Source organism: Enterobacter cloacae complex sp. 309I3 (assembly GCF_050031595.1).
In the GTDB taxonomy this organism is placed as follows: Bacteria; Pseudomonadota; Gammaproteobacteria; order Enterobacterales; family Enterobacteriaceae; genus Enterobacter; species Enterobacter cloacae.
Map to the genome: position 1 here is coordinate 137447 of NZ_JBLGWI010000002.1, position 14571 is coordinate 152017.

At 44.4% G+C, this 14571-nt stretch carries 15 protein-coding genes; 3 read left to right on the forward strand and 12 right to left on the reverse strand.

Going from position 1 to position 14571, the window contains the following annotated elements; all coding sequences use genetic code 11:
- Positions 1–113: 113 nt before the first annotated feature.
- The 4 genes from ACQG22_RS24470 to ACQG22_RS24485 are packed head-to-tail and all read right to left on the reverse strand — an operon-like array spanning position 114 to position 3696.
- Positions 114–1475 carry an FRG domain-containing protein gene (locus tag ACQG22_RS24470; RefSeq protein ID WP_000482601.1) on the reverse strand — a complete coding sequence of 454 codons (1362 nt, stop codon included), beginning with the start codon at positions 1473–1475 and terminating at the stop codon, positions 114–116.
- 13 nt (positions 1476–1488) lie between these two features.
- A complete protein-coding gene (locus ACQG22_RS24475) occupies positions 1489–1956 on the reverse strand; it encodes a hypothetical protein (protein WP_233084732.1) in 468 nt (155 codons plus the stop codon).
- On the reverse strand, positions 1953–2291 hold the full coding sequence (locus ACQG22_RS24480) for a hypothetical protein (protein WP_426711622.1): 339 nt from the start codon (positions 2289–2291) through the stop codon (positions 1953–1955). The genes ACQG22_RS24475 and ACQG22_RS24480 overlap by 4 nt, the downstream gene beginning before the upstream one ends.
- 58 nt (positions 2292–2349) lie before the next feature.
- Complete coding sequence (locus tag ACQG22_RS24485) at positions 2350–3696, reverse strand: ISNCY-like element ISLad2 family transposase (RefSeq protein WP_426711626.1); 1347 nt, start codon at positions 3694–3696, stop codon at positions 2350–2352.
- Positions 3697–4258: 562 nt separating this feature from the next.
- Between ACQG22_RS24485 and ACQG22_RS24490 the strand changes: the two genes are divergently transcribed.
- The 3 genes from ACQG22_RS24490 to ACQG22_RS24500 all read left to right on the forward strand — a co-directional run bounded on the left by ACQG22_RS24490 (position 4259) and on the right by ACQG22_RS24500 (position 6145).
- Complete coding sequence (locus ACQG22_RS24490) at positions 4259–4564, forward strand: hypothetical protein (protein WP_001100610.1); 306 nt, start codon at positions 4259–4261, stop codon at positions 4562–4564.
- Between the two features lie 44 nt (positions 4565–4608).
- A complete protein-coding gene (locus ACQG22_RS24495) occupies positions 4609–5280 on the forward strand; it encodes a S1 family peptidase (protein ID WP_000285959.1) in 672 nt (223 codons plus the stop codon).
- 457 nt (positions 5281–5737) lie between these two features.
- Positions 5738–6145 (forward strand): hypothetical protein, encoded by a 408-nt coding sequence (locus tag ACQG22_RS24500; RefSeq protein ID WP_001371904.1) that lies wholly within the window; start codon positions 5738–5740, stop codon positions 6143–6145.
- 50 nt (positions 6146–6195) lie between these two features.
- Here ACQG22_RS24500 and ACQG22_RS24505 read toward each other — a convergent pair whose 3' ends face one another.
- The 8 genes from ACQG22_RS24505 to ACQG22_RS24540 all read right to left on the reverse strand — a co-directional run bounded on the left by ACQG22_RS24505 (position 6196) and on the right by ACQG22_RS24540 (position 14419).
- Positions 6196–6585 (reverse strand): hypothetical protein, encoded by a 390-nt coding sequence (locus ACQG22_RS24505; protein ID WP_236689843.1) that lies wholly within the window; start codon positions 6583–6585, stop codon positions 6196–6198.
- Positions 6482–6697, reverse strand: coding sequence for a hypothetical protein (locus ACQG22_RS24510; protein ID WP_426711623.1), 216 nt, complete (start codon positions 6695–6697; stop codon positions 6482–6484). The genes ACQG22_RS24505 and ACQG22_RS24510 overlap by 104 nt, the downstream gene beginning before the upstream one ends.
- The gene (locus ACQG22_RS24515) at positions 6679–7593 is read right to left on the reverse strand and encodes an IS5 family transposase (protein WP_426711627.1); all 915 of its coding nucleotides are present in this window, start codon (positions 7591–7593) and stop codon (positions 6679–6681) included. The genes ACQG22_RS24510 and ACQG22_RS24515 overlap by 19 nt, the downstream gene beginning before the upstream one ends.
- 496 nt (positions 7594–8089) lie before the next feature.
- Positions 8090–8581, reverse strand: a complete 492-nt coding sequence (locus ACQG22_RS24520; RefSeq protein WP_000636790.1) for a hypothetical protein — start codon at positions 8579–8581, stop codon at positions 8090–8092.
- An 84-nt stretch (positions 8582–8665) separates the two neighbouring features.
- On the reverse strand, positions 8666–9181 hold the full coding sequence (locus ACQG22_RS24525; RefSeq protein WP_000228894.1) for a hypothetical protein: 516 nt from the start codon (positions 9179–9181) through the stop codon (positions 8666–8668).
- A 564-nt stretch (positions 9182–9745) separates the two neighbouring features.
- Entirely contained in the window at positions 9746–13081 is a 3336-nt protein-coding gene (locus ACQG22_RS24530) for a hypothetical protein (RefSeq protein ID WP_000502666.1), read from the reverse strand.
- Between the two features lie 222 nt (positions 13082–13303).
- Positions 13304–13657 carry a hypothetical protein gene (locus ACQG22_RS24535; RefSeq protein WP_000769182.1) on the reverse strand — a complete coding sequence of 118 codons (354 nt, stop codon included), beginning with the start codon at positions 13655–13657 and terminating at the stop codon, positions 13304–13306.
- Positions 13658–13810: 153 nt separating this feature from the next.
- Complete coding sequence (locus tag ACQG22_RS24540; RefSeq protein ID WP_000926374.1) at positions 13811–14419, reverse strand: hypothetical protein; 609 nt, start codon at positions 14417–14419, stop codon at positions 13811–13813.
- Positions 14420–14571: the final 152 nt, after the last annotated feature.

The following is a 14571-nucleotide window of genomic DNA, read 5'->3' on the forward strand; positions in this document are numbered from 1 at the left end:
CTATACGACTGGTTAATTGCTCCTGTCCAACACACACCAGAGTTCATATGCTTAGCATACAAGGGACCAATGCCAGTAGCGACAGGCTAGTGTGTCAAAAAACCACATGAAGATTAATCTCCTGCGGAAAATTTGGCCGCAATTAGTTTCATTGTCCTTTCCATGCCTTGATAAACTGTCGCATCTGTAATGTTTAACCTTGCGAGTTCCTTAAGTATTCTAGCTTTGTTTCTGATCACTATTTTTTCTACTTTAAACTCTTGCATAGCATCATCAGGGTTTGAAACTAAATCGGGATAAACAGCATTATTCCCAAATAATAAGAATGCACCTGACTGTGATGACATCCTTTCATTATTATTTCTTCCTTTAACGAAAATTAACCTTTCCAAATCTGATGGTATAATTACATCTTTAAAATAAGGTTTTTCATCTTTAATGTAATGTATGAGTTTTTGACAAGCTTCAGTTTTATTGAAAGCCTCCTTGTCCATTTTACAATCCAGCTGATCTTTCAGTGTTTGACTTAGCATTGATATATTTGATATGCAACTTACTGTATCAGAGTCAAAGAATTTTATACGATCCCTTTTTGTTTTGAAAATAATAACATGTCCATCAACCTCATTTGTATTTTCATTATTACTAATGTCGCAACAAGCGAAATACAGAGCGATTAGTGGATTTGATGTTATATCCAACAAACGAGTTGGTAGTCCGTAGTGTTGCATCCTTACTAACTTGTCTAGCATTGTTTTATCATCAACAAACTCAGTTGGCCTTGCTGTTAGGGCTTCACGGACTAAATTTGATTCACTGTGCAAATGCTTGAAGTTACCTTTTTTGTTTTTCCTGAAAACTGATGGAGCCAACTCGTAAGATACATCAGAATGTCCACGATAAAATATTTCTGCATCTTCTTCATGATCTTGTTCTAAAACACGCGCCATGAAACTTTGAACATTATCTATTATTGGGTAGTTATCAACTTCATCAGGAAGTGCTTCAGTAGGAGGAAGTGGTGTACTTCTTGTCGTTATATTTAGAAGTGCTAATGTTTGATTTAAATCACGTGCTTTTATTCCCCAGTGAGTCCGTTTCAGCCCATATGCACCTAATTCTAAAGCTGTTTGATATAACTCTTTGTTTATCACTACGACATCATCTTGTGAGTGAGTGATTCTGAAATCAAACTCAACATTTTTGTTAACTGTTCGTAGATTTGAAATTACACCAAGTCGCAAAGTAATGTATTCAACATTGTCTCGGGAATAAAGTTCTGACATAAAAAGCGTAGGTAATTTCTCAATATAAGATAATGCTTTATCATTCAAAGGCGTTAACTTCAACCGGATGTCATCAGAGGTGCCTTCTAACATACGTGATATAGGAAAATCACAACTCCCACTAACCCGTTCATACATGGGCCAATGTTCAAAATAGTCAGGTTCTCCGCCCATAATTAGATTAAACATTAAAACTAAATCCTTATATTTTACTTAATGAATTATTTACAATCCAATCAATTGCGCCAGAGGTGCGAATCCAAGGCTTTATATTATGATTCACATAATAAATGGCTTCATCCATTCCACCTAACGTGATATATCCACTGTTAGACTTGATCTGTAATCTGCACTTCGATAACAAGCCGGGGATGTGTCTATTAGAATCAATCGCAGCTTTAGCGATATCATCGGCATCCGGGGATGACTGTCGGTAGGCGAGTAGGGCGCGTGTATACTGAAAAAACGAACGCATATCCCCAGGATAATCGTCCAGTAGCAAGGCCAGATCATCCACCATTTCAAGCTCAAGGTAATAGTTCGCTAATAAATGACGAATCCCCTGGTTATCGTTCGGGTTGAGCTTCAGCATTTCGCGGCTATGAGCCATAGCCGGATAAAAATTACCAGACTCCCATAAGGCCTCAGCCAAAGCTGCTTTTGCTCTCATATATGGACGTGTTTCGACAAATCCCCAGAAACGTCCTGCGAACTCCTGAAAATCCTCGCCAATATAATGCTGGCTGCGTACAAAGCAGTCTCCAGCTTCCCGATTTTTGACTCAGGAGGTTCTTGAGATATCTCGCAGTAGAATGAGTATGCGTCAGCACAGAGCGGGGATTTCTTGATAGCTTTTCTGATGAGTTTCAGCACAACTTCCAGGTCATCATTTTCCCAGGCATCGAACATGAACTCCTGAGCCGCAACCAGATCTAGATGTAATTGCTCAGAGCTGACAGCAGTTTTATACAAATCAACGCGCTTTGTAGTCGGGAATTTAATCATCTCAAGTATCCTTTTGGGGACTCACTGTTCCGGTACTTTGCAGCACTGATGGTCGATTCTATCGCTTTGAACTTGCCACAAACAAGCTCGGGTCTGCCAGAACGGGATTGATAGCCCGGAGCTGTTCCTGGATGCGCACCTGAGCCTTACGGCTGGGCGATTTTTTGCTTCGTTCCCGTTTGCCTTCGCTTTCCCGCTCATCCTGTTTTACCTGAGCCAGTCGGAGTACAGTCCCGAGACGTTTGTTATCAACAATCTGCCCCTGGTCGACACAGGCCAGCTTATCAAATGCCTGGCACTTAAGGCTCCGGTGCCCATAGAGGAAGGCGAGGGTGCCATCGGGATAATCCAGTACTTTAATTTTTTCACCGGCAAGACGGCTATTTTCTTCTGTGGTGTCCATGAGATAAAGGATCTTATCGTACTGGAAGGTCAGTGATTTCGACACGGTACGAACATCATGCCAGGCAAAGATGTCTCTTAATTCATCGGGGCTTTCCTGCACCGGACGATGCAAATCTTTGGGGAACTTAGCCGGTCGTGAAAACCGGCTGTTAAAGTCAGCGATGAAAGTGGCAAGCCAGGCATTTGCGGCCTCAATGCCGGTTATACCTTCCAGACGCATTTCTTTGATCAGCCGATCCTGAAGTGTCTGATTCGCACGTTCCACGCGGCCTTTAGCTTCAGAGCTGTTGGCACAAATAAGCTCGATTGCCAGGTCATAAAGCACACGTCCGAACTGGGTAACGGTGGTATTGCGTTTCTCCGGACCACTGACGCGAAATATTGCGTGTTTGTCACTGTACAGCGATACCGGCTTCCCATGCTGCTCGATGTATTCCCGGGTTGCCAGCATGTAGTCAAAGGCTGTTTCTGACTCGCTCAACCGCAAATGCATCAGACGCCCGGTGGCATCATCGATAAAGACCAGCAGGCAGCATTTTGGCGCACGGCCTTCAAACCAGTCATGGTGGGAGCCGTCGATCTGGATAAGTTCACCCAGACAATCACGCCGATGTCGGGGTTGATAAACCCGTGACTTACGGCGAGCATGCGGGACCCAGAGTCCGTCAGACGTCATCCAGTTGCGGACGGTCTCGATTGAAAGCCGGATATTATGGCGCTCTCTGAGTTTTTCTGCGGCCAGTGTGGGCCCAAAGTCACTGTAGTTTTCACGTATCAGCGTGAGTACTCGTAGTTTGAGAGATTCGGTCAACCGGCGGTTGCTGGGCTGGCCGCGTTTGCGGCTGACAAGTCCTTCAGCACCAGAAACTCGGTAACGATTGATAAGTCGTTGCGCCTGACGTTCTGAAATGCCAAGCTGTGATGCTGCATCACGACGGCGTAGACGCTTTTCACAAACTGCCTGTATCACCGGTAGGCGGTGGATCTCTTTATCTGACATGGTCACCAACATGCGTTGAGCCCCTTAGAATTGCATTCAGTTTAGCTTACTCTAAGGTGACGTTTCTATCTGGATAAAAAGTGACATTACTAAATGGTTCTAACAACTTAAGTGCGCATAATCAGGATTATGTAAGATCAGCGTTAAGTAGTCGATTTATTTGAAAGTGACGTCGTCTTTAAGTTAAAATCACCTATAATCAATACCTACTGGAGCAGCTCATGGCTGACACCTACCTCCCCCCGGGCTTTAAAAAATGCAAATCATGTCAGCAAGTTAAACCCTTTGAACAGTTTGGAAAAAGAGCTCAAGGGCAAGTTTGGCCTCAAGAGTAAATGCCGAGCGTGTATTAGCGAGAAAAACAAAACGTACGCAGCAGGCCCAGGGGCCGAAGTAAAGACGCAAAATAATAGGACCTACCAGGCAGAAAACAAGACTGAGCTCGCGGAGAAAATGCGCGTTAAGCGTGCGAAAGAAAAATTTGGTGATCGCTATAATTCCTACCTCGCTTCTTTAGAGTCCATGAAAAAACTCAAATAATGTAATCGCCAACGGAGGAATAATGAATGTACATCTGAAATATGATACGATAAAGCACTATCACTTTGATTGGCTAACGCCTGCTGGCGACTATCCTAATTCAGCGGTTATGCTGGTAGGTTTCCGTGATGGGCGCTGGATTATTGTTCAAGAGTTCGGAAATGATTATAGCTGCTTCGAGGGCGTTCTGAAGAATGGTGATGATCTTAATACGGAGCCTAAATTCTATTCCGACTTAGAAAGCGTAGCGGTTGCTGCTTTTGGCATGATGAAGCAGATATATCCCCAGTACCAAGATAGCACGTTAGAAGAATTCCTCGCTGGATAAAATATTCTAGAAACCAAACTCGCCTTATTCGAAGGAAACTGACTATGTATAGAAAGGTTTTAGCTCTTTCAGCCTTACTGATTTCTGCTTGTTCCACCGATAATCCTCATAAACAAAGTATGCACCACAATGATTTTGAGCTTTCGGACTCAGCTGTAAAAATTCAAATCAAGTCTGGAAATAAGACAATCTCCGGCTCAGGTACTTGGATCGATGAACAACATATTCTTACAGCTTCACATTTATGGCTTGATGCAAGCAAGGATTATAGTCTAAGTATAATAACAAGGAATGGGAGCCAACCAGCAACAGTTATCAATATTGATGATCCTAAGAACCGGGACCTCGCTCTTTTAAAAGTAGAAAAAAATACTATTGTCAAAGCCCCACCTAATTGGAAGCTTCCAGTATGTGATAATGTTCTAGCTCCAGGTGAGTCTGTTTGGGTTCTATCGGGAATGTATAATACGCTTTCAAATACGTATGCTTCCCCCGACTCAACCTACTATTATAAAGGAATAGTTGGTTCTGATGGTTTGACTGCTTTTTATCAAAATGGAGTTAGTGGAAGCGCTGTGTTAAACCAATCTAAGAGTTGCTTATATGGTGTTGTGAGTCAACAAGACATTAAAAAGATCAATGTCTATCAGATATATATTACGAAGATTACTACAAATGAAATTATACGCGGATTCATAGGTTATAAAAATAATTAAATGAGCGTAATCTTACAACAGGCAATTCCGACGTTATCTGCGTTGGTCTACCTATCTGAACCTTTAAAAGGAACGTCTATCATGTATAAACTTTTACCCGCAATACTAGTCTTTCTTTCGGTGTTCCTTGGACTAATCGCTCTACTCAGTGCTATCAAAAATGGTTCTGATGAATTGGCGGTATTCCTCATTACACTTTCGGCGTGGTTCGCTGCTTTAAGTAAGTTTTATTCACTTAAACTGTATAAAAATAGTTAGCCTGTGAATCCAAATACAGTTGACAAGTATCGAGCACTGCCCCCGTGATTTATTCAGGTTAGAAGCATTCCCGGAGTGCAGGCTGGGATTAGAAAAGTTACTTTTCTTACGATGTACCAACCAATAGGGCACGACTTATCGTAATGCCTAATTACATATTACCTGTTTAAGTCGATCTAATAATTTCATTGGAGCAGACATGTCCCCGGAATTGGTATCAGGCATTGCACGAGTGGCGCATGAAAAGCTACTTTCAGTTTTGACGGAGTGCGGCACAAAGAAGACGAAAGGCACATGCCTTTTTGCAAGCTATCTTGTATGTTATTTAGCAAAAACTAAAGGTCTAGATGCTGTTGTTCGTGGGGGTAACGGTGCAGATGATGGCGGTATATTTACAGAGAGTGGTGGCTTTGGCCATTATTGGTGTGAATTGAACTTCGAAGAAGTGCAATATTATATTGACATCACTTCCGAGCAGTTTGGGTTTCATCCATACATAGTGAAACGCGTCAACGATATAACAGGATGGCCACGATATATTCCTGGTGATCAGGAAACGGTCGATAGTCATTTAGAACAATTATTACGCGACGGCTATACAGAATAGGCTGCGTATACACTATCGCAGCCTTTCAGGCTCTTAACCCTTGTGACCAGTTAACGGAACCACTCAGGATGACGCTGCCGATCAACGTTGATAACCTGCGAATTAAATTCAACGACATCCGCTGGAGTAAGCATTAATTCATCAGGATTTACAATAAATGGTCTTAAAACCACTTCGCCACCGTCTTCTTTTGCACCGTAGATATTAATAAGAAAGTGCAGTCGTTGATTTCCGTCAGCATTGCGTTGCCATTCTCTAAAAGTCAAAGTCTGTTTAATATAGTTTGTTAAAAGAAATGCGAATTCAGATTCTTCCGTTTGTGAGATACCGTTTTTGTTAGACATTTTTTTTAGTATCTTTCCGAGCATGGATACACAGGCATCTAGGGAAGGTGCGAATAAGCAGGTCATTTCTTCCCAAGCTGACTCGCTGATTAAAATTTCGCGGATCTGGGGCCATTTTTTTCCCGCAAACACATCGAATCAGCCTATTTAGGCTATTTTTTCCACCATTTCTGGCGTTATTTCCGGTTTTTACTGAGATCTCTCCCACTGACGCATCATTTGGTCCACCCGAAACAGGTTGGCCAGGGTGAATAACATCGCCAGTTGGTTATCGTTTTTCAGCAGCCCCTTGTATCTGGCTTTCACGAAGCCGAACTGCCGCTTGATGATGCGAAACGGGTGCTCCACCTTGGCACGGATGCTGGCTTTCATGTATTCGATGTTGATGGCCGTTTTGTTCTTGCGCGGATGCTGCTTCAAGGTTTTTACCTTGCCGGGACGCTCGGCGATCAGCCAGTCCACATCCACCTCGGCCAGCTCCTCGCGCTGTGGCGCTCCTTGGTAGCCGGCATCGGCTGAGACAAATTGCTCCTCTCCATGAAGCAGATTACCCAGCTGATTGAGGTCATGCTCGTTGGCCGCGGTGGTGACTAGGCTGTGGGTCAGGCCACTCTTGGCATCGACACCAATGTGGGCCTTCATGCCAAAGTGCCACTGATTGCCTTTCTTGGTCTGATGCATCTCCGGATCGCGTTGCTGCTCTTTGTTCTTGCTAGAGCTGGGTGCCTCAATGATGGTGGCATCCACCAAAGTGCCTTGGGTCATCATGACGCCTGCTTCGGCCAGCCAGCGATTGATGGTCTTGAACAATTGACGGGCCAGTTGATGCTGCTCGAGCAGGTGGCGGAAATTCATGATGGTGGTGCGATCCGGCAGGGCGCTATCCAGGGATAATCGGGCAAACAGGCGCATGGAGGCGATTTCGTACAGGGCATCTTCCATGGCACCGTCGCTCAGGTTGTACCAATGCTGCATGCAGTGAATACGCAGCATGGTCTCCAGCGGATAGGGCCGTCGGCCATTGCCCGCCTTGGGATAAAACGGCTCGATGACAGCGGTCATATTCTGCCATGGCAGAATCTGCTCCATGCGGGAGAGGAAAATCTCTTTTCGGGTCTGACGGCGCTTAGTGCTGAATTCACGATCGGCGAAGGTGAGTTAATGGCTCATGATGTCCCTCTGGGATGCGCTCCGGATGAATATGATGATCTCATATCAGGAACTTGTTCGCACCTTCCCTAGACTTAACGATGTTAAAATTTTGGTTGTATTAAAATCCTCCTGCGAAAGTGAAATCATCCATGTATTATCTTTATGATAGTCGGTGATATAAATAAAATGAGATGTAAAAGGCGTTGAGTGATTGAACTCTCCTAAGTTCCATCCATACTGTCTCACTGTATTTGAGCTAAGTTCTTTGTCGGTAATGTTCATAATTCATACCTTTCGATAAAGTCTGTAATGATAATTAGCTATCTCAAAGGCCCAGAACAACTCTTGAAATAACCTCACTCGAAGAATTTATCATATTGAACACCCCTACCTAATAACCTTGCCGACTTAATAAATCACAATAGCCCTCCCCTGTCATTTTAAAACGCTACTTGAATTTTTGATAGCTTATAGTTGTTTTACGTTCTTTGTGATACTCATATGTCATCTTCTCTTTCCAGTACCAATCTTGTAAATCCTGCAAGTCTAGCCCATTTTTCTCACGTATGCTTTCGTGTAATTCGCTAAGCGCGAGTTTATCATTAGGTTTATAAATGGCTAATTTTTCTTCAAATAAATCCAGCCAACGTTTCCCCATCTTTCGACGCAAAACAAACACCATCGTGATAATTGTACTGAAATGCACAGCAATTAGTTCCAACTTATGCGATTGCTGACCAGATAAAATTACTATTGTAACAACAGGGATGGCCGTATATAAAGCAATCAAAGCGACCATAAGTTGATATGGTTTTTCCCGTATTACCATGTCCATGGGTAAACCAGAGGACGCTACTGCTTGCCAAAATCTTAAATACCTTCCGATGGACTTAAACCTTTTCCCGTTTTTATGCATAAACCTGTTTTTATTTACTATCATGTTAGACCTCTATTTTTCTGTAATTCTAGAAGAATGTTACCTTAACCCTTAACAGGGATAACACCGCATGTATTATCTCCATAATCAAAGCGCAGGGCCGGTAATAAAAAGTACCATACCATCGATGTGTAGTTCGTTCAGTGCATCCCTGTCCGTGGATAGCTTTCTAATGTTGTCAGGAGTTGCATCAATCGGGTATAAATCTTGCGTCAGTTTGACGAGATTCTTCTCAGTGCAGGTAAGACCGCCTTCAGCGAGAGTGCGCAGGTAATCACTAAACACGACTTCTTTTTCATCAGAGGTAAGTCGCTCGAAGTACCCCATATGTTCGGACGTGAAATTCTCATCTGCAATACTTCTCACTACTGAGATGATATCCGACCTTATGACCAACTCCCGCACCGCAGCATAAAAAATCCTGCCGTAATGTCCTGACACGTTTTCCTTTGCGAGCCACCAGCGCTCATCCGTGGTAACGGGTACTGTGGTCGGGGATGCCAGTAGCAGAACGGGGCTTAAACCGGATCGCGATAACCCTTCAGCAAAAGCTTCTTCAGGAAGACTGCTAACAGGCTTGCCTTGATAACGTGCTTCTACCATCTATGCTTCTCCTTTCTGATGTAGGCATGACTGCCTTCTATTTAAGCAATCAGTAAACCGGATTGAGCTGAGCAACGTTATCCTTCTCCCATCATTGCTTGCCACTTTTACCATAAGCGCCAAACAATTAGCCCCATTATTCCGGTTGTAAACTGAACCTTAACACTAACCAGTATGAATCGGTCATCTGGGGCAAAGTGTCCACCGGGTTGAAGTAGCCAGGTTGTTAGCGGCGGATGGAAAGCCAGTACGAATCCGTAAACTATAAAAGCCAAGCTCAGTAAAAGAAGGAGCATGCGCCCAATACGTTTGAGTTGATAAGATAAACTCGCGCTAGTTTTTCGTGGGGGTACGATATGGTCTTTCAACACTGTCTCCTTGCCAGCAAATGCCGAAGCGCTGGCATAAAGATTAAACAATTTTTATGCCAGTTACTCCGGCGAGATGGGTGATAATCCTCGTTGCCATCATAAAGCCTTATCTCTTTCAAATTTGAGCGATAAGGGGTCTTTGAGCCTGTAATGGCTTTTTGTTTGATGTTTTGATGGCACCTGCCCCCGCGTTTTACCATGACCGAAGTACATAGCGGCTCACACCTTCTGCTGGCTGTTGCCACTCGCTATTCTCCGTTGACGGTCTGAGGCGCGTCGAGCCCCGGGAGATGTTTTTCATCGCCTGCTCAAGAGTGTCCATCCTGTAGGTTTTGATGTTCACCCCTTCTTCAGAAATAGGCCCCAGCAGTTCCGTAACCTCACGCTCACCCTGATAAATATCGACCCACTGTGTAATATTCACCTTATCACCATTCGCATCAATGCCACGTCGGTTAAAGTGGTCAATTTCAAACTCACACACGGTTACCGGTACCAGCCCCTCCGGGCGCGGATACCCGAGTATTTCATCAAAACCAGGTTCCCCTTCATCAGTGACCAGATCAGGCGTCAAATAGAGTTTTCCGTTACGGGAAAAATGCGCAACATGGCAGGACCACTGGTCATTTAACATCGTTGGCATGCTTGTGAACATTCCTGAATACCACCGTCTGGCATTATCAACTGATTTGGTGACGAGGATTTCATCTGGTACTTCCCCGTTGTCCATGGTGTAAAAACTGAGAGACAGAGCGGTATTTCTGCGTGAAAGTAGCTTTTCTTTATTGACCTCTTTATTTTCAAATTTGGACAGGTATTCCTCAAGGAACAGCGCCTGCAACTCGGGTGTCGGCGCTTTCTGATAAAACCAGTCGGCCAGGTCTTTAGTGCCAATATAGATGAGGCTGGCTTTACCTTTTTCGCTCTTGACCGCAACAGGAGCCATTAGGCTTACTTGCTGTACGTACTCACTGGTTTCATTGATACTTTCATAGGCCTCAATCCACTGGCCAAGCAGATTGGTGTAAATCACCGGATCGTTCAGCTTTAAAAACTGCTTAAGAGCCTGAGCGCCACGGGAGCATGTATCAAAATAACGCTGCTTCTCTTCGAAGCTTTTGAAAGCAGTCTTTTTGCCCGACCATGTGGCCACCAGCTGTTCATCTTCGAACAGGGTGTTTTCAGCTGGTAAGAAGTGTTTCATTTTCGCAAAACGTTGATGAGTGACGTTTAAGACATTTCGGGATGTAGCAAGTACCATTCGATGAACCCAGGCATGCCCTTCCATCCGGTTGTCGCATTCAAAATTTGCTGGTGCGGCATATGCAACAAGTTTCCCTGAAGCATTTACCGATAACCTGACCAGCTCATAGCCTTTGCTGCTAATAAAATTACGAACCCCGGGAAGATGTTTGAGCCCCACATCAGCGAGCATATAGAGCTGGTTCAGGAGCTCTTTGGAGCCCTTCTCTGTACTCATGGCAGCTTCCAGCGTCGCCCCCCTGTTATCAGCTCGCCAGGCTACAATGCATCGATCTATCAACTCTGATCTCAGATTAGGCTGGCCAATATTTCCATCGGCCAGAGCCTGGCTCAGCATCTGCCGGTAAGGTTCTTCTGCCTCACGCTCGGCACGAATATAATTTAAAGCCATCTTGAAGAAGCGAATGTAAAACAGGTGATTAGACCTGAATTTACGTCTGTGAATGTACCATTCGAGCTCCTCCGCTTTAATGGTATCCATGCACAGGAAACCCAGTTCAGCATCATTCCTGCTGGACTCCTTAAATAAAGACAAATTCACCTTACAATTGAAATCTCGATCCGTTGAGTATCTGTTTACTGTTGCGTTGACACAGATATCGTCTCCCTGACGGAATGCAATAACCGGCTCATAGTTTTTATGGGTTCTCCCAAGCCATTTATAGCCAGAGTAGCTGTTGTCTTCCTGAACTGCTCCTGGTGCTGTCACTGGGTTCATCAACGAATCCCAGTTGCACATTACCCGGGATCCGGACTGAAGGCATGAGTTTGCCTGTTCAAGATAACTTTGCAGAGACGGCCGTGTCTCAGCCATACCCAAAAGGCCAGAACCGTCTTTGTCGTGCAGAAATTGGAAGTACCGTTCCTGGAACTCAAGGCTCAGAAAACTGTAAGGGGTATTGGTATCATAGAAATCACCAAATAGTTTGAGCCGGTGATCGAGGCCGCAGATAAGGATCAGGAAACGACGGTAGTGAAGTGCCATAAGATCATGCTGCTTCAGTCGGTCGGTATAACTGACGTCCTCAAACTTTATGGTGCTGCCATCAATCCCCTGGAAATGTGCTTCCTGTTCGCTGGCGGAAGGGAATAGCTGCGAAGCCCCAAGATGGCTTTCTACCGAAGAGTAAACCTGATGAATATTTTGACCGTCCCGGACCAGAAGGAATACAACCCGGTTCCTGTCATTGCGGACATGATTTTCCCAGGGATCGCGGTAATCGATATAACGTCGTGTTGTGGCCATACATACGATGGAACGTTCGGACGGAAAAATCTGCTCCACCAGCCCGGGGCTGGTTCGTAAAGTTTCATGAAATTTTTCCATATCAGAGAAGTCGAACCAGCTATCGAGATCGCACCATACGGCCAGCTCTTCATCCACCATCAGCTTTGCCTGAACGACCTGGAGCGGGAGGTGTGATGGAGCGGATTCACCCTTCACGATATTCACTACCTCAACGTCTTTGCCGGTATACAGTTCCAGACTGCCAACGCCATCGTGGATTTTCTTCACATATTCCATGGCTTCTTCTGTAGTGGCCAGACTTGCCGCTGCAACTTCCTCGAAATAGGGCAGCATTCTTTTGCTGGCATTAGCGATTGCCTGCGTTCGTTGTGTGATGATTTTGCTGATGGCTGTGCTGATCTGCCCTTCTTTTAAGGCCGCTTCTCTGATTTGTTCAATGCGGGTATCTGAAATACCAGAGGACAGAGCATTTTGAACTGATCCAATCGCCAGTGAGGTTACCGCCTGCTGCTCTTGTGGGGGCACTAACGCAACGCTAAGGCCCGTCACAGGGTTTTCACGGTCATCTGTACCTAATTGCTCAATCGCAAGGTCACGGAGCCCCTGAGCATCGCTCACGAGGGCTGTAAGCGATGCCTGTAGGCTATTCACTTCTTCCTGAGCTTGTCTGAGTTCAGCATCCCGGATTACCTTATGGTCGGGTTCAAATACAAAACTGGACAGAAAATCCTTAACCAGGAAGCGATGCTCTCGCATTTCTTTGCCACGTTCCCTACGGTTGCCGCTGCTGTCTTCAGTGACAATAGCTACAGTCTGACCGTAAACGCGGGGATGGGCGCGTAGAATCACTGTGTGCAGCTTATCTTCAACGTAACGCAAAGACGTAATGAGCAGCGTATCCCCTGCCACAATACCCTCTTCAGGGATGCTGTCAGTGGACGTCCAGTACTGACCCGCCAGCAAAGAATGAAATCGCTCTAAACGGTCAATGTTATTTTTGCTGACCAGGTCACCCATATACCTTTCCTTCCAGATTCGTATGTTAGGTGAATCATACCAGATTGCACTTACCGTCTAATAACTCAAAAAACACCAACTTCGGCATTCACTAGAAATGAATCCGTCCACTATTATTCATTAATTAAATAGATTCTTAGATATGAATAGCGCATTGCTTTTAAAGCAGGTTTCGCAAAGGGTTAAAAAAGGCTTCTTAAGTGAAGCCTTTAATAATAAATGCTACTTATCTTCAGAGGGATACATTTCCCAGTATTTATTACGTACATTAACAAGGCAATGGTCTGCTGTTTCTGAAGCGCCTTTGTCGCGGTTTACAAAGGCTTCTGCAACTTCATCCAACTTATCCGGTACCGTATTTAATGGTAATGCCTGCTTCAGGTTGGTGGTTACCAGTTCCTTTGCTTTATCATGATTAAGTTCAGTTCGGATGCTTGCATCTTTACAAATATCATCAACCTTACCATCAAGAATAATGTTTGGGATAGGTTCGTTTTCAACTTTATGTGTAGTATTAGCAGAGGAGCCAAAAGCGACTGACATCATCGCACACAGCAGAATATTTTTTAATTTCATAGTTCACTCCATTATGACTATTGATATCTACTTATGAAGTATTAGTTATATCATGTTTGCCGTCAAAACATAGAACCCACTGTTTTGACTTTAAACATATCATGCTACAACGTTTTTTTGCACGTGACTTTAGTAGGCATGATTTATGAGGTTTCAGCAGGACGTCAGATTGTTGTCGATCCAGTATTGATGCAAGCCTACCGTCCATTTCTTCGATAAGGCCGAAAGTAAAAGCGCTAAACCACAGCAGTTACCAGGAGTAAAAATTCGTATGGGATCTGGAGAACCGACTTTAACACTCATAATGAACTCCAGAATGTTGCCATGGCATAGACTATTTCTAAGCCTGACGATATCTGCTTCAGGTTTTTTACCAGCGTCTATCTTTGCCAACATATTCTTCTCGGCTGGAAATGACAGTAATTCTATCGGCATCCCTTCCTGCTTAGCCTTTCGCATTAAAGCGTTACTCATTACTGACGTACCATCTAAGTCCACCAGTACAGGAACTGACTGCTGAACGTTAACAGTTGATTTCAACTTCAGCGTAACCCTGAGTGATGTTTCGATCCCATTCAGAAAGCTCGTACAGGCCGGTAACCATAGACCATGATGCAGCGCCTCGGTTGCTTGTTTAAAAAACCAGTCAATCACGGGGACAGTGCAATGCTCATAATAGTGATTTACCTCGCTGAACCTTGCCATATAAGCATCGTACTCAGCCTGGTCTTCAGGAGATAAAAAATTTGGTGGGAGGAGCATCAGAATCCTTTCATCCTAGCTTGTATACCTTCTTCGTAGGCCAGCTCGCCATTATCGGTAAAAGATGGTTTTTGATGTTTATGATAAAGCTTAATTTTTCGTCAGGCTTGATAGCGTTACCGGAGAGATTTGATCTTTTCTCTTCAACTCGC